This is a genomic window from Aequorivita sp. CRS11, assembly GCF_059693805.1.
Genome location: NZ_JCATIG010000002.1, coordinates 201,921 through 221,999 on the forward strand (window position 1 = coordinate 201,921; position 20,079 = coordinate 221,999).

Consider the following 20,079-nt stretch of genomic DNA (forward strand, 5'->3'; position numbering starts at 1 on the left):
AAAATGTACGGCTGTAAATAGTTAAAAGAAGCTTAGGATTGCTGTATGTTATTCGGAAGATTTTTTCCTTTTTATCCCGAACAATCGCCCAATGCGTTGCATAAATGAATCAAAGTCGAAAATCCCTTGATCTGTAGTGGCGCGATAGGTAAGCCAAACACTCAGAGGTAGCATAATGGCTGTACTTAACCAAGTTGCAATAAAGGGATGCATAGTTCCATCCTCCGCGCTGTTTTTGGCAAAGATTCCGATAAAGTGATAGGTTAAAAATAGCAGGATAGCGACCACCATTGGCAAACCCATTCCACCTTTTCGAATAATGGCTCCAAGCGGTGCCCCCACAAAAAACAAAATAATACAAGCAATGCCCAAAGCATATTTTTCATGCAATGCTATTTCGGTTTTGTTCAGTCTTTTGGTTTTATTTTTAAATTCTACCTTTTTCGCATCCACGGTTTGTAGGGTTCCTTTGGCATTGTTTAATGCAAGTTTTACAATTTGCAATTGATGGGCTGGATTATAAATTTCAAGAATGGAGCTTATTGCTGGAGGTTTTGCAGAATCACTAATTTTATTTTCTTTAAATTTTTCTGCCCCACTACGGTAGTACATGTTTTTGGTATATGACTGAATATCTGCGGAATAACTGTCAGAAAGTGAGTCGATCTCAACACGCAATTCACTGATATTGTACATGTTTTGGTTGTTAACGTTATTCTCTTTATCAACATCTTTATTATTCAGTTCGGTAAGATCGATGTTGATAGAATATTCGTCAAAATAGCTTTTTGCAAAGGGCTCGCCTTGTTGTTTCGCAGGATTTTTGGGCTGGATTTCTTCGTAATAATTTCCTTCCTTTAAAATTAGCGATAGCGTATTGCTGCCCTCTTCACTTGCAAGCTCGCCATTATTTGCAATTATAACAGTATAGTTCCCGTTTGGTTTGGCTTCATTTTTTTTATGAATTACCACGTCTTCCAAAAACTGGTCCCGATCGCCGGTTTTCTTTTCCACCTTGATATTGAACATATCACCAATTTGGCTGAACTGTCCTTCGGATATAACCATAGAAGGCTGGAATTGCGAAATGTTCCGCCGAAGATTCTGCCATTTATATTCGGAATAGGGGATTACGTTGTTTGCGAAAAAGAAAGCGGTTATGGAAAGTACGATGATAAAACCGATAACGCTTCCCATAGCGCGTTGCAAGGAAATTCCCGTCGATTTCATGGCGGCAAATTCATATTTTTCCGCAAAACTTCCAAATACCATAAGGGAGGTCACCAAAATGGTGAGCGGTAATACCAGCGGAATCAAACGAGGAGAAACGTACCAAAGGAACTTTAGAACAATCCAGACATCCAAATCCTTTCCGGCAAGTTCGGAAATGTAGAGCCAAATGGTCTGCAGGACAAATATGAACATTAAAATAATGAAGACGCTCAAGAACGTCTTCAAATATGTAACCAATATGTACCTGTCCAGTATTTTCACTTACGGAGCTATAGTCTATTTATGTAGTAACCGTCTTTTTTGTACTTAGCCTCGTCAAAAGTAAACAAGGTTTTGGAAACGGGTTGGTTTGTTTTAAATGAATTTACAGTAAGGGTGTATTTTGTACCCTTGTCATCGGTCTGTATCAGCTTATAAATATGCTTGGTCTGTACATCTATTCCCAAAAGAATGTCCTTTATTTCAGCTTTTGAGTCAATAGGGATAAGTTTTATATATTGAATTTTTCTGCCCTTTACATTTTGCTCAATATCCATTTTGTAGGTGTAGCCTTTTTCGTAAAAAGTAAGCATCTTTGAAGGGGTAATCTCCTTGTCATCCTTGGCATTATATGCCGAAATGGTTACTTCTTCGTCTTCGGGAACAATGGTGTAAATATTTTTACCGTCAAAAATTCGGGTAGTTCCAAGCATATTCAAAACATATTTATCGCCCTGGAGTGTAACATCACCGCGGGTTTCTTGGTTTACATTTTCTTTGGAATTATTTAAATTATACTTAAAATCGATTGAAATGTTATCGTAGCTCTTTGCTTTTGCTGAAACCTCTTTCAAAAGTGTCTTTGCATCCTGTGCCTGAGAAAAAGTAGTGATAAAAAGAGCGATTAAAAGAATACCTAGTTTTTGCATTTTAATTGTCATTTTGTTCGTTATCTAAAAGTTGATTTAACGCATCTATTGTTGGAACCAAAACTTGCCGTGCCTTGCTGCCTTCAAACGGGCCAACAATGCCCGCCGCTTCCATTTGATCGATAATTCTACCTGCGCGGTTATACCCCAATTTTAGTTTTCGCTGTAATAATGAGGCGGAACCTTGTTGTGCAATTACCAATACTTCTGCGGCTTCACGGAACAGTTTATCGCGTTCCTCTATGTCAATATCAAGAGTTGTGCCACCTTCTTCGCCTACATATTCTGGCAGTAAGTGTGCATCGGGATATGCTTTCTGTGAGCCAATGAATTCTGTAATATCTGCAACTTCAGGCGTATCTACAAATGCGCATTGAATTCGAGTAAGTTCATTGCCTTGTGTATAAAGCATATCCCCTCGACCTATTAACTGATCGGCACCGGAATTGTCCAAAATGGTTCTGGAATCTATTTTACTGGTTACCCTAAAAGCAATACGCGCAGGGAAGTTGGCTTTTATAATACCCGTAATTACGTTTACCGAAGGTCTCTGAGTAGCAATAATTAAATGGATTCCGATCGCCCGCGCAAGCTGCGCCAAACGTGCAATGGGCGTTTCCACTTCCTTACCAGCGGTCATAATCAAATCGGCAAATTCATCTATCACCAAAACGATGTACGGCAAAAACCGATGTCCTTCGTTGGGGTTCAATTTTCGATTTTTGAATTTAGTATTGTACTCCTTAATGTTACGGACCATTGCATCTTTCAGCAAATCGTAACGTGTGTCCATTTCAATACAAAGGGAATTTAAAGTGTTTATAACCTTTGTAGTATCTGTAATAATAGCTTCTTCGGTGTCGGGCAGTTTTGCCAAATAATGTCTTTCAATTTTATTAAAAAGCGTAAGTTCCACTTTTTTGGGATCTACCAAAACAAACTTTACTTCCGCAGGGTGCTTTTTGTATAAAAGTGAGGTTAATACTGCATTTAATCCAACAGATTTTCCTTGTCCGGTAGCCCCAGCCATCAGCATGTGCGGCATTTTTGCAAGGTCAACTACAAAAGTTTCATTGCTGATGGTTTTTCCGAAAGCGATGGGAAGTTCCATTTCTGCATTCTGAAATTTTGCCGAAGCAATCACAGACCGCATAGAAACTATTTTTGCATTTTTGTTGGGCACCTCAATACCAATGGTGCCACGACCGGGAATTGGCGCAATAATACGAATTCCCAAAGCCGAAAGCGAAAGCGCGATATCGTCTTCAAGATTTTTGATTTTTGAAATACGGATACCTGCATCGGGTACAATCTCGTAAAGGGTTACTGTCGGCCCAACGGTAGCTTTAATATTTGCAATACCTATTTTATAATTGCTGAGCGTTTCAACAATTCGGTTTTTGTTTTCCTCAAGTTCCTCCTGATCGATGGTTATGGCAGCGCCTACGGTATGGTCGCGCAACAATTCAATACTAGGAAACTTGTAGTTGCTCAGTTCCAGTTTTGGGTCAAATTCCCCAAAATCTTTTACCAGTTTATCGCTAAGGTTTTCTATTTCCTCTTCATCGGCAACTTGTTCCACTTCCATTTCCACATCGCCTTCCACGTCTGATTTCAGAATTAATTTTTCGGTTACTGGAGGTGGGGGCGTTACTTTCTCTTCAATATAAGGTTCGGGAAAATCTTCATCCTCTTCAATTTTATCATCAGTTTTGTTTCCTTTCTCATCATCGGAATCGTTTTCCTTTTCATCGGAAACAAATTCGGAAGCAATGTGTTTTTTGGAACTTCTAAATGCGTCAATGGCCATTTCCGGTGTAAGCTTCAGACGTACAACTAAATAGACAATCAAAATAAAAATCATTACCAGCATGGTGCCAACCAAGCCCAAGTAATCCTGCATGAGGTCGTTAGTTTCAAAACCAATGATACCACTAAAAAGGGTTGTTTTTTCACCAAAAAAACCGAAGAAAATTGAAATCCAAAGCATTAAAAGCAAACCCCAAAACCAAAATTTTGCCAATTGTTTTTTGGCATAATCGAAAAAATAATAAACTCCGGTCAGTGCAACAAGAAATGCAAAAATAAAGGCTGAGATTCCGAAACCGTCATAAATGAAAAAGTGCGCTACATTAGCTCCAAACTTGTTGAGCCAGTTTTTGGTTTGCAGTTCCCGTTCTGTCAAGGCGCCAATTTCACTTTGATCTGCCTGCCACGTAAAAAAGTAGGAAACAAAGGAAAACAAAAGTGCCAAGCCCAACAAAAACAAAAAGCTACCCAAAAGAATTTTCTGTTGTTTGGATAGCGAAAAGCTTATTTTTTTTCTGGGTGTTTTAGTTGTTGATTTTTTCTTTTTGGCCATTAATGGAACGGTTGTCTTTTAAGCAAAAATACAAATATCAGTGAGGAAAATTTGAAATTACAAAAAACAAATTCAAAATAAATTTTAAAAGGAGAAAAACGAAAATTTAACGTATCATATTCAAAGTAAAGAATAGAGACCATCCCGAAAGTTTAAATTTTTAACCAATGCTTTTCCTAAAAAAATATTAAAATGGACTTATATATTGGGAAGTTTATATGCTATTAATATTTTACCGTCTCTCTGCCAACGAACCCAACCTTTTCCTACTTCACGATGTTTTTCACCTTTTAAGATTAGCTGTAGCCATTCACCTTTTACTTGCAAAGTTGTGAGGTGTACAAAAGGCGTGTTGACTTCAGCTGCATGATCTACAGGTTTTATTTTTGGAATTTGCGTTTTGCCTTCAATAAAATCAATTGAAGAAGCAGTTAACAGAAACTCAGGCCAGAAGAGGAGTTCCCCATTTTGTTTGTTAAGGAAAGCGGTTTGTTTTGTTTTTGAATTTACTTCTACTTCAATGAATTCACCCCCACAGTTTTCACTTTAAAATAAAAAATGCCAAAGGGCTGGTTCATAGCCTCGGGCCATAACCATGGTGGCGCAGAAATCAGGGTAAAATCGCCAAATTGATCTTTACCTAGCGCAAGACTATCTGTGGGAGAATGCTGTGTTACAGGTTTTTCATGCGTCACGTTTCCATAGAAAAAAAGAGTGGGATGCTGATAAAAGTTTGGTTTAAAAAATCCGAGACCCAATTCGTCGTTTTCTGCTAATGGGTTTTTTATCGTTGTGTAATTCGATATGTCGTTTTTAAAAAATGTTACCATCCCAATTGGTTTGGACTGAGGAGTTGGAGTGGTGGGTACGGGCTTGAATTGTTCATTTTGTTCTTTAGCGTTTTGCCGCTGAATATATCTATAATGGGTTATGCCATATGTGATAAGTATAACCACCAATAAAACGATATTGGCGTACACTATAAATTTATGACGAACAAAATGGCCAATAAAAAAAGAGGCAATAAACGCGATGGCACCAAACATAACGCCATATCCAAAAACAATGGCTCCACCAGCTAAACCCTGTCCTTTGCCAGCATCTATTAAACCTGCAAAATACATTCCAGCTATAAAAAAGGAAATTAGCATCAAAAAGTAAAAGGCAATTCGGGCTGGTTTGAAGAAGTTTCTCATATTCTTAAGTTTAAGAAAAGAGGTTATAGGTAATCAACAGTTTACCGTCTTTTTTCCACCGTATCCATCCTTTTCCTTTTACAGTATTGTAATCGTCTCCCAATATTTCTACCTCCATCCAAGCGCCCATAATGTACCGTGCCCTAAAGTATGTAGGACTCACTACTCTTCCGGCAGATTTTATCATTGGCTTATCAAATACCTTTTGGTTTTTATCTATAAATTCTACGGAATGGCAATTGAGAAAAAACTCGCCCCAAGTCATAAAATTTCCTTGCCAAGCGCTTACGTAGGCTGTTTTTCCTGTTTCTTCATTTATGACAATTTCGTGATGATCCCTACCCAATCGCTTTACTCGAATAATAAAGACGCCATAATCTAATTTTTCGTGAAATGGAGCAAAATTTTGGGGAGCATACCCAATACCATCTACATGGTTAGCATATCGCTTTATAAAGGTTATACTGTCTGTTGGGCGCTCTTGGCTGCCTGCTCTGCTGTTGGGAATATCGAATAAATAAAGCGTTTCGGCTTCGGTTGTATTTGGTGAAAAAAACCCTTCGCCCAATTCACTTTGTGCTTCCGCAGTTATTAGCGGCACAAAGAAGACTATAAAAAAAGTAAATAATTTAGGGTTCATTTTTAATACTTAATAATTGAACGTTTGCTTAACATCTTCACCTTTTTTTACGGTTATCGAGGTCGATTTATCGCCACTAAAGCCTGTTTTTTTCAGTGCCCGGACTTTTATTTCGTAAGTTCCTGGGTTGATATTCATTTTCACACCATGATCGTAGGATCTTCCGCCACCAACGCTAGTTCGGGAATTGACTTCAATAACATTAACTGTACAATCTATTAATTTCCCTCCGCCCATTGGCAAAACTTCCAGGGTACCCGACTCAAAATTGTAAGCTACATCCGTGGTCTCCCCGCCAGTGATCACATTATTTTCAACAGTGGCTTTGGTATCTGTCCCATTCAAATTTATAGCTTGCAACACAATGCTGTAGGTGCCAGCATTTAATTCAAATTCCTTAGTTCTCCCGTAGGTGCGGCCACCGCCAACCGTTTTTCCATCGGCATTTAGAATTTTTACGGTACAATCCCAACCTTCGCCATTATTGGTGGTGGAAACGGCAAACTTTCCTCCATCAAAACTTATTATACTATAGGTTTTTTTATCGTTGGAAGTTCTAATATCTTTTAAAACAATAGGTTCTACTCTTGAATTTTCCAAAGGTCGAATTTCAAGATCATAAGTTTCTTGCGGTAAATACACAAAGGAAGTGTCGCGATATGTACGCATTCCTCCCGCTTTATTTTTGGTGCCAGCTTTATATGCAGTAACCAATGCATCAATTGGTTTTCCGTTCATGGTGGCATACACTCCATGATTGCCTTTTGGTTTATCTACGGTTTCTGACGCTACTTCGGTCATTGCTTCGCTTAAGCCACTGGCATCGGCGGCATCATAATAGTGGCCATCACCGGCTTTGGCGGCGCATTCCAGTTGTGCGGTTTCACCAGCTTTTAGACCGAAGCCCACAATGTGAAGTTTAAAATCGATTCCCTCTTTTTTGGCTGCTTTTACCACATCGCAGATATTGCCGTCGCAGGATTCTATCCCATCGGTTATTAAAACAATGGTGGCTTTTTCCTTACTTTTTCGAAGTTGGTCTATTATCATTTCTGCCGAATAGGCGAGGGGGGTCATCCCCAAAGGTTTAATGCTTTTAACGGCTGACGCTACTTGGCTCTTTGAAGTATTGGTTATGGGAATTAAGGTTTCCACATCCTGGCAATCTCCTTTTTTTCGATGTCCGTAAGCTACGAGGCCTATTTTTTGGTTTTCGGCAAAATTGTCAATGGAAGAAGAAAGTACCGAGGAGGCGATTTCCATTTTAGTTTTACCTTCCATTTGGCCCCACATAGAGCCGCTAGCATCATAAATAAAGATGATGGGCGAAGGTACTTCTGGGGCTTGCTTGGTTTGTGAATTGCTTTGGAAAGAAAAAATCAACGCACAAAAAATAACGGCTAATTGTTTCATAATCAAATATTTTGGCTGTAATAAAGTTAGTGAAAAAATATTCAATAAATAAACTTACAGCCAAAACAACGAAAATATCATTAGCCAATTGGGTAATTTTTAAGCGCTAAGCTTTAAAGAAAAGAACTTGTAAATAATCAATTAAAATTTTGGAATGTAGATAAAGCATCCAATGATTATGGCGGTAACGGCAGCAAAAAATACAGCACCCGCGGCTATATCTTTTATTAATCCAATTTTGTTGTGAAAATCTGGGTGTACAAAATCTGCAATTTCCTCCACAGCTGTGTTTAATCCTTCTATACTGAGAACTAACCCAATTGCGAATATTTGAAACATCCATTCTACGATAGTTATTTCAAAATAGAAACCTGCAATGGTCATTATTATCGCCAAAGCGGTTTGCACTTGAATGCTCGCTTCATTGCGAAGTAAAAGAAAAGCACCTTTCAAAGCATAGCGAAATGCTTTAAGGCGCTTTCCTAAAAATGAATTCTTCATTATAAAAGAGTTTTTAACGCGGAAAGATAGTCGGGCTCATCACCAATGGCGGGCACCTGCTGATTATAAATAACTTTGCCATCCTCGTCCAACACAATTACTGCACGCGAATGAAGACCTCTAAGAGCGCCGCTGGTCATTTCCACCCCATAATTTTTTCCGAAGTTGCCATCGCGAAAATCTGACAGATTGGTAACATTGTTTAGTTCTTCATCGTTTACAAAGCGCTGTTGTGCAAAAGGAAGATCTTTAGAAATACAAAGTACTTTTGTGTTTTCCAAGCCAGTAGCTTTTTCATTGAATTTTCGAACCGAGGTGGCACAAACATTAGTGTCTATACTTGGAAAAATATTCATTACCACGCGCGACCCTTTATAATCTGAGAGTTTTTTTGAACTTAAATCGCGGGCGGTCAATTCAAATTCTGGAGCTTTTTCTCCCACTTTTGGAAGGTTTCCGGATGTTTCAATGGTGTTGTCACCTAATTTTATTTTTGCCATAATTTCTTAACAATTTAATTGCTTAAAAATAAGCAATCAAATTCACAATGATTCCAAAAGACTTCATAAAGGTTTTTAATCGTCTTTACAATGTATTTAGGTATTCGGTTTATCATCTTTTAAATTATCCAAATGGGTAATTGACAGGCTTTTATGTGTTTGGTGGTTTTGGGCATATCCAATTTAATGATTTTGCTGATGATATAAGTTCTTAGGAAGGGATGAACCATTTATTCTTCTGTCATATCGGCAAGCGTATGGCCCTCGGTACTAAAAATGGCATCGTCAAAAGTATTCGTCAATTTAATTATTGACAACATTACTACATCTTTCCTTTCAAACAAGCGTAATTTTGTTAACATTGTGAAGCCTTGTATTCCACATTCAGCCAGCATTTCTACTGCATCTGTGTCTTTCCCGGCTCCTACGGTCTGATAGGCCATTACTTGCACCAAGCTCAGTTCAATTTCCTCTGCAATCCAAAATGAACCTTCAAATTTATCGGTATTGCAAATCATTTCACTACAATACACACCATTGATTTTCTTTTGTTCCCCGGTTATATTTAACTGTTTTCTTGGGCCCGTTCCGTAATCAGATAACGCGTAATCCATAGAGGGCCAGTATTTTTTGTTCATCGGCAAAACATAGCCACCTTTCTTTTCGTTGACTTCAAATAACCCAGTTATAGTGCTGTCTTTTGGGTTAAATACCAGTCGCAGATCAGGTTGATTGCCCCTGGCATGGATAATTAATGCCGTCTTGTTTTCACCAAAAAAGAAGGATAGGGTATCGCTTCGGCTATTGGAATTCGGATTTTCGGACCCCACGACGAGGTCAAAACTGCCAGTGAAATTTTGCGCAAACACAAATTGCGATATCATAATTAATACGGTAGTAACTATCAATAATTTCATTTGTATACCCGTAAAGTGTTTATTATTTGAAAGTTACAAAATTATATCGAAATTGGACACTTAAATTTTTAAAAGAGGACAATATTGTGTTAAAAACAATTGAAGATATCTTTCTGCAGTGAACGGTCTGGTAATTTCTGATATTAAATTAGAGGGGAATAAAAAAAATTCCTTTGCAATTGCTTACAAAGGAATTCTTACAAATTAAAAGAAATTAAAATTCTATCGGTCTATGGAGCCCAACACCTTTTGTGCAAAAGCATTTGCAGCGTCTCGCTCCGGCATTCCGTCATCAATCATTTTGTGGACTTCCACCGCTCCGCAAAGATTGGTGATAAGTTCGCCGATGATGTCCAGTTCTTCATCCGTAATTCTGTTGTATTCGCTGTACGATTCCAAAACTTCTACACAGCTTTCTATTTGTGCTACAGAATTGTTCTTCTGAATATGTCTAATTACGGGCAACTTCATCTACAAGATCTTTTAAAAGTTCAAATTTGTTGGTCTGAACCTGATTTACCAATTCACCATTTTTGAAAGTTGCGAAAGTAGGCAGATTATCAACATTTGCCATTTTTCGGCTTTCAGGGAATTTTTCGGCATCAACCAAAACGAATTTATAATCTTCCGTTTCCGAAGCCAATTTTCTAAATTTTGGCTTCATCAATCTACAGTTGCCGCACCATCCCGCCGAAAATTGAACGATTACGTCCTTTTCTTCAGCTATCAATTGTTGTAGGCTATCTTCTGTTAATTCGAGTACCATAATCTAGTTTCTCAAATATGTTGCTACAGCTTCGCGAGTTGCTTTCATTGCATCTTTACCTTCTTCCCAGTTTGCTGGACAAACTTCGCCCTTTTGCTGTACGTGGGTGTAGGCGTCAATCAATCTTACGAATTCGTTTACGTTTCTACCCAAAGGCATATCGTTTACACTTTCGTGGAAAATTTTTCCTTCCTCGTCAATCAAATAAGTTGCACGGTACGTTACATTGTCGCCATCTACCATAAGCAAGCCGGTTTCCTCATCATAACGCTCGTTGGTAATATCAAGAATTCCAAGGGCATTGGAAAGGTTGCGGTTGGTATCAGCCAATAATGGGTAAGTTATACCTTCAATACCACCGTTATCTTTTGGTGTGTTTAACCAAGCAAAGTGAACTTCGGGCGTATCGCAAGAAGCACCGATAACCATAGTGTTGCGATCTTCAAATTTTGAAAGTGCTTCCTGAAAGGAATGGATTTCTGTTGGGCATACAAAAGTGAAATCTTTTGGATACCAGAAAAGCAATACTTTCTTGTTGTTTTTCTTTGCTTCTTCAAGCACATTAAGTTTAAAAGTATCCCCCATTTCGTTCATTGCATCTACTGAAATGTTTGGGAATTTTTTTCCTACTAATGACATAATTTTATTTATTTTTTTGGGTTAAAATTTTCTAGTGCAAAGATAGAAACTCCTTACGGATAAAGGAATTGAAGCGAATGTATTAATCTATAAACCGATAGATTTTTACGATACGTTAAATTTTTAACTATAAGTAAAAGCTATGTAAAATTAAGCTGTTTTTGGAGAGGTAGCTAACTCCCTGATTTTGATTCTGAAGGCGGCAAAAAGCAAAGTCATAAATGGACTTAGCCAGTTAAAAATAGCATAACCCGCATAGTGAAGTGTATCTACGTCCAGCACCCCACTGTGGTATGCGCCACAAGTATTCCAAGGTACCAATACAGAAGTTACCGTTCCCGAATCTTCCAAAGTTCTTGAGAGGTTTTCAGGAGCTAAACCTTTATCCTTAAAGGCTTTTGCATACATTTTACCGGGAACCACGATTGCAAGGTATTGGTCGCTGGCGGTAAGGTTTAGCGCCAAACAGCTCGCAACAGTACTGGCAAAAAGACCAAATGTTGTGTGGAACAATTTTAGCAATGCCTTGCTAATTGCCGCTAATGCACCAATGGCATCCATAATTCCACCAAAAACCATTGCGCACAATATAAGCCAAATAGTGTTTAACATTCCAGACATACCCCCTGCGGAGAAGAGATCCTTTAAAGCTTCATTTTCTGTAGGGATGGCGCTATCTACAGTTATTGCGTTCATTATTCCTTTATAGCCATTTTCAAAGGTAAGGGAAGAACCTCCTCCGATAGAAGCGACAATATCCGGTTGAAATATTAATGCCGCAACTGCACCTAAAAGCGTTCCTATGAGTAAGGCTATTAGCGGAGCGGTTTTTTTCACAATTAAAAATATAACAACAATAGGTACTATAAATAACCAAGGGCTCACATTTATGGAATCTTTTACAGCGGCGAGAATTAGATGGGTATCTGCTGTTCCTGACGTATCCAAGTTTAGACCTATAATTATGAAAACTATCAAAGTAACAATCAACGTTGGAACTGTTGTATAAAGCATGTATCTAATATGGGTGAACAAATCTGTGCCTGCCATTGCAGGTGCAAGGTTTGTGGTATCACTTAAAGGTGAAATCTTATCGCCAAAATAGGCTCCCGAAAGAATGGCGCCTGCGGTCATTCCTATAGAAATGTCCAATGCATTTGCAATACCTACAAGTGCAATACCCACAGTAGCTGAAGTAGTCCAACTACTTCCGGTAGCCACGGAGATAATGGCGCAAATAATTACACAAGAGGCGAGAAATATTGTTGGATTGAGAATTTGAAGACCGTAATAAATCATTGTGGGAATAATGCCGCTAATAAGCCAAGTTCCGGCTAATGCCCCTACCAATAATAAAATTAAAATAGCCCCTGCTGTCGATTTTATGTTGATCGCCACTTCCTCCAGCATTTGGTCAAATTTCACCTTGTTGAAAAAACCCACAATGGCCGCCACGGCACCGCCCATTAAAAGAATAAATTGGTTGCTTCCGTCCAATGCGCTATCGCCATAGGCATAAAAAACATTGTAAAATAGCATCCCGATAAGTGCAAAGACCGGGATAAGCGCCTCCCAAATATTCAGTTCTACGTTTTCAACTATCTGATCGACTTTTGGGTCGGTGGGCTTAATGTCTTGACTTTGCATAGGGAAATTTTAAAATGGAATGTAATGTTACGATTTTGTAAAAACCTATGCAAATTAAAAAAAGGAACAGATTAGCCGGACTATCATACAAATACTTTAGGAATAGTTGTATTTAAAACTTCATCTTCAACTACATACTTTCCCATTATTAAATTGTTAAAAAGAACATCGCAATTAAAGATATTTATGAAACGAACCACAATTGCTTAGCTTTCATTAAATCCATTTTTGGTATATTTAGAAATTAAGAGATTCAACTTTCGCTAACATGTCTTGCAAACTAAAAACTTTCAAAACCAAAAGCAGGTTGCTTTTTGCCTTGTTTTTATTTGCACCTCTTTTAATAAATAGTCAAACAGCCAACCATCAAGTAGAAAAGGTCTTAGATGAATTTATGACCACCGAAAACCCACGGGAGGGAATTGACAATCTGCTTTCACTTCAAGAAATTGTAGCTCAAACGAAAGATTCCTTGCAAGGGCATTATTATCTGAATTTAGGTATAGCCTATGGACAGATAAATCACGCAGATTCTTCATTTTTTTATCTTAAGAAAGCTGAAAAACTAGCCAAACAAACCCAATCAGATTTTTTATTAGCTATGATCTACAATACGCGTGGATTGGTCTTTATGGGAAAAGCCGACTATGAGGCATCGTTGGAGGCATATCAAAAGGTTATGAAATTAGCAGAAGGTAAAAACGACCCACAGCTAAATGATGTGTTGAGCAAAACCTATGGAAATTTGGGAGGAGTTTATTACCAATTAGGACAAATTGACAAGGCTTTGGAAACCACAAAAAAGTGTTTGGCTTTATCAGAAACTATTAAGGATACTACAGATATTGCACTTAACCATCTGCGATTGGCTATTGTATATAATGATTTAGACCAATTAGATGAAGGGATCAATCATTTAAACAAAGCTCGCACATTTTTTAAGAATTTGAATAACCCAACAATGCTGGTGTATGCCGAAAGCAATCTGGGAAAAATATTTCTGAAAAAACAAAAACTTGACAGTGCGTTTGTACATTACCAAGAAGCTCATAATTATTCTAAAACATTAGGCGAACAAGAAGAGTACATCACTACACTAATAGCTATGGCTAACGTTAGATTAGAACAATCCAAATATGCAGAGGCAGAAAAATTTACGCAGAGTGCCTTATACATTGCGAAGAAGAATGGATTTTCCCATAGTGAACAAAAAACCTATGATCTACTTTATAAAATTGCCTTAAAAAATGGCAAACCAGCAGAAGCGTTAAATTATCGTAATGCATTCATTAAACTAGCAGATTCGTTAAGTAACGTAGAAGTAAAAGCCCGCGTGGCTGATTTGGAAGCGCAATATGAAACCGCTAAAAAAGAAAAAGAAATTCAAAAGCTCACTTTTGAAAGTGAATTAAATGATGCAAAACTGGCAAAAGCAAAAAATGAATTAATTATAATTATAGTTAGTAGTTTAATTATCATTCTAGTTTTGTTATTATATTTTATAACAAAACACAAAAAGGTGAAAGCCGAACGCGTAGCACAAACGTTGCAAATGGAAGCCTTACAGAAGCGCTTTATGGAACTGCATAGCAGTCCATCTGAACTCTCCGTAGATTTAAATATGGAAGAATTAAACCATAAACTGCAAACTCCCCTTACTGATAGGGAATTTGAAACCCTCAAATTGTGCATAGCCGGAAAAACCAATTCTAATATTGCAGCCCAGATGCACGTAACGGTGAGTACGGTAAAATTTCACCTGCGAAATGCATACAGTAAGTTGGGTGTAAACAATAGGAAAGAGGCATTCCAATTTATGTTAGAATCTGTTTAGTTCGTCAAAACTTAAAGTAATTACTCTAAATCTTAATTTATTTCTTTAATTAAATAGTTTGCAATTATTTATTAATCAACTAATTGACTATTTATTTTCAAAAACTATCCCATAAGGTTAGGTTGTTCCTTGAAAAAAAAATGCAGTTTTAAAGTATTAGTGAAAATTAATTGATTAATACAATGAAACATTTACTACCGATAATTTTTTCTGTCTTTTTTCTTACTACGGGTTCACAGGCTCAAGTTGGAATTGGTACCACGACACCAGATGCATCATCTATATTGGACATTAATGCAACTGATAAAGGTGTTTTAATTCCGCAAGTTTCACTTTCAGATGTTTCCGACACGATGCTTGATGGGTTGAATACGGCTGCAACAGGATTACTGATTTATAATACAAACGCTGGAACTGTTGGAGGCTCGGGAGTGGGATATTATTATTTCAATGGAAGTAATTGGGAACGTTTAGTTACTTCGGCAAGTGCGGAAGATCACGATTTTTATGAAGAAGGCACCACAAATTCGCCAGATGATATAAATGACGACCAGTTTACTATGGGAAATTTAGCCATCGGGAAAAACACAGCAGATTACAAACTGGATATTACAGATTCTGAAAATAGACCTTTAAACATACTGCAAACCGGAACGTTTACCACAGTTTCAGAAATTGCCCGAATAGAAAGTACCGTCAGCAATAGCAATACAAAAAAAGGGTTAGACATTTATATGAACACTACGGGTGCAGGGTATCAAACAGGTATTTATTCAGAATTGGTTCCCAGCGGGTCTGCCCCTCAAACAGTGCTGGACAACCGTATTTCTGGAAGTAGTGGAGGGCAACTAACAGGTGTGTTTACCCAACTAAGCAACACTAACGATGAGCTTCAATATGGAATTTTTAATTTCAATAACGGAAATGGCACGGGAGAACATTATGGGGTCGTCAACAATATGGTGGCAACGGGCTCTGGAAATATATTCGGAACCGAAAACAGAATCTTTAATAATGGGAACGGTGCTTTTTACGGTACAAAAAACGAATTATCTGGTGATGGCTCTGGAACAAGATATGCTACTCATAATTTCATAGATGGGGCTAGTAACGCAACCATATTTGGAAACTATACTTTATTGGGCAATACAGGCTCAGGAACGCATTACGGAAACTGGACAAGACTGGAAGGTACTGGCACTGGAATTCAATTAGGCAATAGAGTTCATATTACTAACTCCGGAAATAACACACATTACGGCGAGTTTATTAGGCTAGAAGGCAATGGATCTGGCACACACAATGGCACCGAGATTCAACTATCAGGCTCTGGTGGGGGTGCCCAATTGGGAACCATTAATGTAATTGATAATAGCGGTAATGGGCTGCACTACGGTTCATACAATGTTTTAAGAGGAACGGGTACGGGAGCGCATTACGGAAATTGGACTAGATTGGAAGGTGCTGGTACAGGGGTTCAATACGGTAATAGGCTATTTATTACTAATTCTGGCAATAACAATCATTACGCTAATTTTGCAAGCCTCTCAGGTTCTGGTGATGGTGATCATTATGTGTCCTACAGTGTTTTAGACGGAAATGGGACTGGAGATCATTATGGAGATAGAATTTGGCTTCAAGGAGCTGGTACAGGGCAGCAAGTTGGAAATTATACCGATATATCCAATTCTGGAAATGGTCTTCACTATGGGTCGCTTATATATTTGCGGGGGAGCGGTTCAGGACCACATTACGGGGTGTCCAGTCGATTAAGCGGTACTGGAACTGGTTCAAAATATGGTGTTTACAGTCAAATTTTAAATACCGCCGGAGGCACACATTATGGATTGTATTCCGATGTATTGAAAGCAGGTAGTTATGCAGGCTATTTTCGAGGCAATGTTTCAATAGGAACAACAACAGGTAATAATTATATACTTCCAGCTTCAAGAGGAACAGCTAATCAAGTGATGCAAACTGACGGCGCGGGGAATGTAAGTTGGGTAGATGACCCCTCACCATCTTATTGGTCAAGAACCGGAGGTGTATTAAATCTTGCAACCCCAACAGATGATATTACATTTACCAGTGATCAAACAAGTATTGCATTTCCAAATACTACGGGTACGCCACCTTCAATGATATATATGTTTCAAGGTTCCGGAAATGCAGACAGAATGGTGTTGTCACATTCCCCTGCTTTTCCGGCGTGGGGGCTAGAGTATGAGGATACTACGGATAGTTTTATTTTTAAATCGTCAAGCGCGGAAAAAGTAGAAATTGATCTTGCAGGTGGTTTTCCATTGCGTGTGTACGGAACTGCGCGGGCACAAAACTTCCAATCTGATACAACCACCTATCCCGACTATGTATTTGAATCCTATTTTCAAGGTTATTCAGACATCAACAGCGAATATTCCTTTAAAACTTTAGCTGAATTGGAATCGTTCATTATAGAAAATGGTCATTTGCCAAATGTTAAATCTTTTGAAGAAATTAAGGAAGATGGCATGACCATTGATCTGGGTGATATGACCGTGACTAATCTCGAAAAGATTGAAGAGGCCTATATATACATAATTGAATTAAAGAAACAGAATGACGAACTTCAAACGAAGCTAGATTCCCAACAACGTGAAATTGATGAAATAAAAGCGTTATTGAAAAAACAATAAAATTAATTCGCTATTTCCCTAAAATACCTATCTCCACCATACAATCACGCATCATTTGGTAGGTACGTTTAATATCATTATCCAAACCAATTGAAAAACGGATCAAACCATCACTTAGCCCCATTTCCTTTTGTTCCTCCTCGGGAATTTCTGAAGAAGTTGAAGAACCCGGCGCGCTGAAAAGCGTTTTGTAAAAACCAAGACTCACGGCCAAGTATCCTAAATTGCGTTCCTGCATCAATTCCATCAATTCGTTAGCTTTATCAATTCCGCCTACGTCAATGGTCAACATTCCTCCAAAACCGTATTCCTCGTTCATCATTTTTTTGAAAAGCTCGTGGCCCGTGTGCGATTTCAATCCCGGATACACCGTTTTCAAACCATCGGCCTCAAATTTTTCAGCTAAATACAAGGCATTCTCACTGTGCTGTTTTATACGAATGTGAAGCGTTCGCAAATTTTTCAGAATAGAAGCCGCACGCAAACTATCCATTGCGGGGCCAAGCAACATGTTTGCGCCATCGTTCACATTTCGCAAACTATCTATAAATTCCTGCGTTCCGCAAGTTACGCCCCCCATAGTATCGCTGCTTCCGTTTATGAATTTCGTCAAACTATGCAAAACAACATCAGCGCCCAATTTTGCAGGAGAAATACTCAAAGGCGAAAACGTATTATCAACCAATAATTGCAAGCCATGTTTTTTAGAAATCTTTGAAAGCGCTTCAATATCTGCAATTTCCAAAAGTGGGTTGCTTACGGTTTCGCAATAAATAATTTTTGTGTTTTCAGTAATGGAATTTTCAACTTGCTTTAAATTAGTTATATCCACAAACGAAGTTTCAATATTCAACCGTGGCGCAAAGTTTTTCAGAAAAGCGTATGTTCCTCCATAAATAGTTCTACTGGAAACAATATGGTCGCCTGCTTTACAAAGCTGAAGAATTGCCGGGGTAATTGCGCCCATTCCGCTTGCGGCAACATTCGCGGTTTCGGTGCCTTCCATTGCCGCCAAAGCTTGGCCTAAATATAGATTGGAAGGAGTGGAGTGGCGGGAGTATAAATAACAGCCGTCCGCATTGCCTTCAAAAGTGTCGAACATTGTTTTTGCGGAAAGAAACGTATAGGTCGAGGAATCTGAAATGGAAGGATTAACACCTCCAAATTCGCCAAAGTATTGTAAATCCTGAATTTTGTCTGCTGGTTTAAAAGCCATGATAGTTATTTTAGGTTGTTCGGCAAATTTGCGAAAAATTAAAGGAGTGGTAAAATTATAATGCATTTCCTTTTGCAAGTTTAGTTTTCAGAATTGCCAAAACTTTATTGATTATAACTTTTACTATCTAAGCTTTAACTGTTAAATTTGCACTTCAATTTAAAAGAAATACTTTATGAGCACTTATGATGTAGCAATAATTGGTTCGGGTCCCGGTGGCTATGTTGCCGCAATCCGTTGCGCACAATTGGGTATGAAAACCGCAATCATTGAAAAATATGATGTTTTAGGTGGAACCTGCCTGAATGTAGGCTGTATTCCGAGCAAAGCGTTACTGGATTCCTCACATCATTATGAAGATGCGATGAAACATTTTGAAGAGCACGGGATTGAAATTTCTGGCGATATAAAATTGAATTTGAAAAAAATGATAGAGCGCAAAGCTTCGGTTGTGGATCAAACCACCAAAGGGATTGCGTTTTTGATGGATAAAAACAAAATTGACGTTTTCACAGGAATGGGTGCGTTTAAGGATGCAACCCATATTGAAATCACCAACGGAAAGAAAAAAGAAACCATTGAAGCGAAAAACACAATTATCGCTACGGGTAGTAAGCCTTCAACGCTTCCTTTTATAAAATTGGACAAAGAAAGAGTTATTACTTCAACCGAAGCTTTAAATATGAAAGAGGTTCCAAAACACCTTATCGTTATTGGTGGCGGTGTAATTGGTTTGGAACTTGGGCAAGTATATCACCGTTTGGGTGCTGAGGTTTCTGTTGTGGAATATATGGATAGAATTATCCCAACAATGGATTCTTCGCAAAGCAAGGAATTGATGAAGGTTATGAAGAAACAAGGTGTAAAATTCTTCGTTTCGCATAAAGTTTCCGCAGTTTCCAAAAAAGGAAAAGAAATAACCGTTACCGCAACCGATAAAAACGATAAAGAAGTAACTTTTAAAGGCGATTACTGCTTGGTTTCCGTAGGAAGAAAGCCTTATACAGATGGCTTAAAAGCTGAAAACGCTGGTGTGAAAATCACTGAACGCGGAATGATTGATGTTAACGACCATCTTCAAACAAATATTAAAAACATTTACGCCATTGGCGATGTGGTTCGCGGGGCAATGCTTGCGCACAAAGCTTCGGAAGAAGGCGTTTTGGTTGCTGAAATTATTGCCGGACAAAAACCACATATTGATTACAACCTAATTCCGGGCGTAGTTTATACTTGGCCGGAAGTTGCTTCAGTTGGAAAAACAGAAGAGCAACTTAAAGAAGCAAAAGTAGAATACAAATCTGGTCAGTTCCCGATGCGCGCTTTGGGAAGAAGCCGAGCGAGTGGTGATACAGATGGCTTTGTAAAAATCCTTTCCGATAAAAAGACCGATGAGGTGCTCGGAGTGCACATGGTTGGTGCCCGTGTTGCCGATTTAATTGCCGAAGCAGTTACAGCTATGGAATTCCGTGCCAGTGCAGAAGATATTGCCAGAATGAGCCACGCACACCCAACCTATGCTGAAGCTGTGAAAGAAGCTGCGCTTGCTGCAACGGATGATAGGGCATTACATATTTAAAATTTTATAGTTATCCATAAAAAAAGTCCCGCAGAAGTGGGACTTTTTATTTT

At 38.4% G+C, this 20,079-nt stretch carries 17 protein-coding genes; 3 read left to right on the forward strand and 14 right to left on the reverse strand.

What is annotated here, in order from left to right:
- Positions 1–48: 48 nt before the first annotated feature.
- The 13 genes from AC58DT_RS04160 to nhaC all read right to left on the reverse strand — a co-directional run bounded on the left by AC58DT_RS04160 (position 49) and on the right by nhaC (position 12,722).
- Positions 49–1,494 carry an LptF/LptG family permease gene (locus AC58DT_RS04160; RefSeq protein ID WP_497215558.1) on the reverse strand — a complete coding sequence of 482 codons (1,446 nt, stop codon included), beginning with the start codon at positions 1,492–1,494 and terminating at the stop codon, positions 49–51.
- An 8-nt stretch (positions 1,495–1,502) separates the two neighbouring features.
- Positions 1,503–2,141: an outer membrane lipoprotein periplasmic chaperone LolA1 gene (gene lolA1, locus AC58DT_RS04165; protein ID WP_497215559.1), complete on the reverse strand. Its 639-nt coding sequence runs from the start codon at positions 2,139–2,141 to the stop codon at positions 1,503–1,505.
- Between the two features lies 1 nt (position 2,142).
- Positions 2,143–4,503, reverse strand: coding sequence for an FtsK/SpoIIIE family DNA translocase (locus AC58DT_RS04170; RefSeq protein ID WP_497215560.1), 2,361 nt, complete (start codon positions 4,501–4,503; stop codon positions 2,143–2,145).
- A gap of 512 nt (positions 4,504–5,015) precedes the next feature.
- On the reverse strand, positions 5,016–5,699 hold the full coding sequence (locus AC58DT_RS04175) for a hypothetical protein (protein WP_497215561.1): 684 nt from the start codon (positions 5,697–5,699) through the stop codon (positions 5,016–5,018).
- 10 nt (positions 5,700–5,709) lie between these two features.
- Positions 5,710–6,339 (reverse strand): hypothetical protein, encoded by a 630-nt coding sequence (locus AC58DT_RS04180; protein WP_497215562.1) that lies wholly within the window; start codon positions 6,337–6,339, stop codon positions 5,710–5,712.
- Between the two features lie 9 nt (positions 6,340–6,348).
- Entirely contained in the window at positions 6,349–7,752 is a 1,404-nt protein-coding gene (locus AC58DT_RS04185; RefSeq protein ID WP_497215563.1) for a vWA domain-containing protein, read from the reverse strand.
- 141 nt (positions 7,753–7,893) lie between these two features.
- Positions 7,894–8,253, reverse strand: coding sequence for a diacylglycerol kinase (locus AC58DT_RS04190; protein ID WP_497215564.1), 360 nt, complete (start codon positions 8,251–8,253; stop codon positions 7,894–7,896).
- Positions 8,253–8,753 carry a thiol peroxidase gene (tpx, locus tag AC58DT_RS04195; protein ID WP_497215565.1) on the reverse strand — a complete coding sequence of 167 codons (501 nt, stop codon included), beginning with the start codon at positions 8,751–8,753 and terminating at the stop codon, positions 8,253–8,255. Before tpx ends, AC58DT_RS04190 begins: the two co-directional genes overlap by 1 nt.
- A 230-nt stretch (positions 8,754–8,983) precedes the next feature.
- Entirely contained in the window at positions 8,984–9,670 is a 687-nt protein-coding gene (locus AC58DT_RS04200; RefSeq protein ID WP_497215566.1) for a hypothetical protein, read from the reverse strand.
- A gap of 222 nt (positions 9,671–9,892) precedes the next feature.
- Positions 9,893–10,141: a DUF6952 family protein gene (locus tag AC58DT_RS04205; RefSeq protein ID WP_497215567.1), complete on the reverse strand. Its 249-nt coding sequence runs from the start codon at positions 10,139–10,141 to the stop codon at positions 9,893–9,895.
- The gene (locus tag AC58DT_RS04210; RefSeq protein ID WP_497215568.1) at positions 10,122–10,436 is read right to left on the reverse strand and encodes a thioredoxin family protein; all 315 of its coding nucleotides are present in this window, start codon (positions 10,434–10,436) and stop codon (positions 10,122–10,124) included. Before AC58DT_RS04210 ends, AC58DT_RS04205 begins: the two co-directional genes overlap by 20 nt.
- Positions 10,437–10,439: 3 nt before the next feature.
- Positions 10,440–11,075 carry a peroxiredoxin gene (locus AC58DT_RS04215; RefSeq protein WP_497215570.1) on the reverse strand — a complete coding sequence of 212 codons (636 nt, stop codon included), beginning with the start codon at positions 11,073–11,075 and terminating at the stop codon, positions 10,440–10,442.
- A 150-nt stretch (positions 11,076–11,225) separates the two neighbouring features.
- Positions 11,226–12,722, reverse strand: coding sequence for a Na+/H+ antiporter NhaC (nhaC, locus tag AC58DT_RS04220; RefSeq protein ID WP_497215571.1), 1,497 nt, complete (start codon positions 12,720–12,722; stop codon positions 11,226–11,228).
- Positions 12,723–12,990: 268 nt separating this feature from the next.
- Between nhaC and AC58DT_RS04225 the strand changes: the two genes are divergently transcribed.
- Together AC58DT_RS04225 and AC58DT_RS04230 are read left to right on the forward strand one after the other, a co-directional pair.
- A complete protein-coding gene (locus AC58DT_RS04225) occupies positions 12,991–14,556 on the forward strand; it encodes a tetratricopeptide repeat protein (protein WP_497215573.1) in 1,566 nt (521 codons plus the stop codon).
- A gap of 182 nt (positions 14,557–14,738) precedes the next feature.
- Positions 14,739–17,231 (forward strand): phage tail-like protein, encoded by a 2,493-nt coding sequence (locus tag AC58DT_RS04230; RefSeq protein ID WP_497215574.1) that lies wholly within the window; start codon positions 14,739–14,741, stop codon positions 17,229–17,231.
- Between the two features lie 10 nt (positions 17,232–17,241).
- Here AC58DT_RS04230 and AC58DT_RS04235 read toward each other — a convergent pair whose 3' ends face one another.
- Positions 17,242–18,447 carry an aminotransferase class I/II-fold pyridoxal phosphate-dependent enzyme gene (locus AC58DT_RS04235; RefSeq protein WP_497215575.1) on the reverse strand — a complete coding sequence of 402 codons (1,206 nt, stop codon included), beginning with the start codon at positions 18,445–18,447 and terminating at the stop codon, positions 17,242–17,244.
- Positions 18,448–18,622: 175 nt separating this feature from the next.
- On the opposite strand from AC58DT_RS04235, the gene lpdA reads away from it, so the two are divergent.
- The gene (gene lpdA, locus AC58DT_RS04240; RefSeq protein WP_497215576.1) at positions 18,623–20,026 is read left to right on the forward strand and encodes a dihydrolipoyl dehydrogenase; all 1,404 of its coding nucleotides are present in this window, start codon (positions 18,623–18,625) and stop codon (positions 20,024–20,026) included.
- Positions 20,027–20,079: the final 53 nt, after the last annotated feature.

Coding starts and splice junctions, on each gene's coding strand:
- lolA1 (WP_497215559.1), bottom strand. CDS start 2,141: ATGCAAAAACTAGGTATTCTTTTAATCGCTCTTTTTATCACTACTTTT.
- AC58DT_RS04170 (WP_497215560.1), bottom strand. CDS start 4,503: ATGGCCAAAAAGAAAAAATCAACAACTAAAACACCCAGAAAAAAAATA.
- AC58DT_RS04175 (WP_497215561.1), bottom strand. CDS start 5,699: ATGAGAAACTTCTTCAAACCAGCCCGAATTGCCTTTTACTTTTTGATG.
- AC58DT_RS04180 (WP_497215562.1), bottom strand. CDS start 6,339: ATGAACCCTAAATTATTTACTTTTTTTATAGTCTTCTTTGTGCCGCTA.
- AC58DT_RS04185 (WP_497215563.1), bottom strand. CDS start 7,752: ATGAAACAATTAGCCGTTATTTTTTGTGCGTTGATTTTTTCTTTCCAA.
- AC58DT_RS04190 (WP_497215564.1), bottom strand. CDS start 8,253: ATGAAGAATTCATTTTTAGGAAAGCGCCTTAAAGCATTTCGCTATGCT.
- tpx (WP_497215565.1), bottom strand. CDS start 8,753: ATGGCAAAAATAAAATTAGGTGACAACACCATTGAAACATCCGGAAAC.
- AC58DT_RS04200 (WP_497215566.1), bottom strand. CDS start 9,670: ATGAAATTATTGATAGTTACTACCGTATTAATTATGATATCGCAATTT.
- AC58DT_RS04205 (WP_497215567.1), bottom strand. CDS start 10,141: ATGAAGTTGCCCGTAATTAGACATATTCAGAAGAACAATTCTGTAGCA.
- AC58DT_RS04210 (WP_497215568.1), bottom strand. CDS start 10,436: ATGGTACTCGAATTAACAGAAGATAGCCTACAACAATTGATAGCTGAA.
- AC58DT_RS04215 (WP_497215570.1), bottom strand. CDS start 11,075: ATGTCATTAGTAGGAAAAAAATTCCCAAACATTTCAGTAGATGCAATG.
- nhaC (WP_497215571.1), bottom strand. CDS start 12,722: ATGCAAAGTCAAGACATTAAGCCCACCGACCCAAAAGTCGATCAGATA.
- AC58DT_RS04225 (WP_497215573.1), top strand. CDS start 12,991: ATGTCTTGCAAACTAAAAACTTTCAAAACCAAAAGCAGGTTGCTTTTT.
- AC58DT_RS04230 (WP_497215574.1), top strand. CDS start 14,739: ATGAAACATTTACTACCGATAATTTTTTCTGTCTTTTTTCTTACTACG.
- AC58DT_RS04235 (WP_497215575.1), bottom strand. CDS start 18,447: ATGGCTTTTAAACCAGCAGACAAAATTCAGGATTTACAATACTTTGGC.
- lpdA (WP_497215576.1), top strand. CDS start 18,623: ATGAGCACTTATGATGTAGCAATAATTGGTTCGGGTCCCGGTGGCTAT.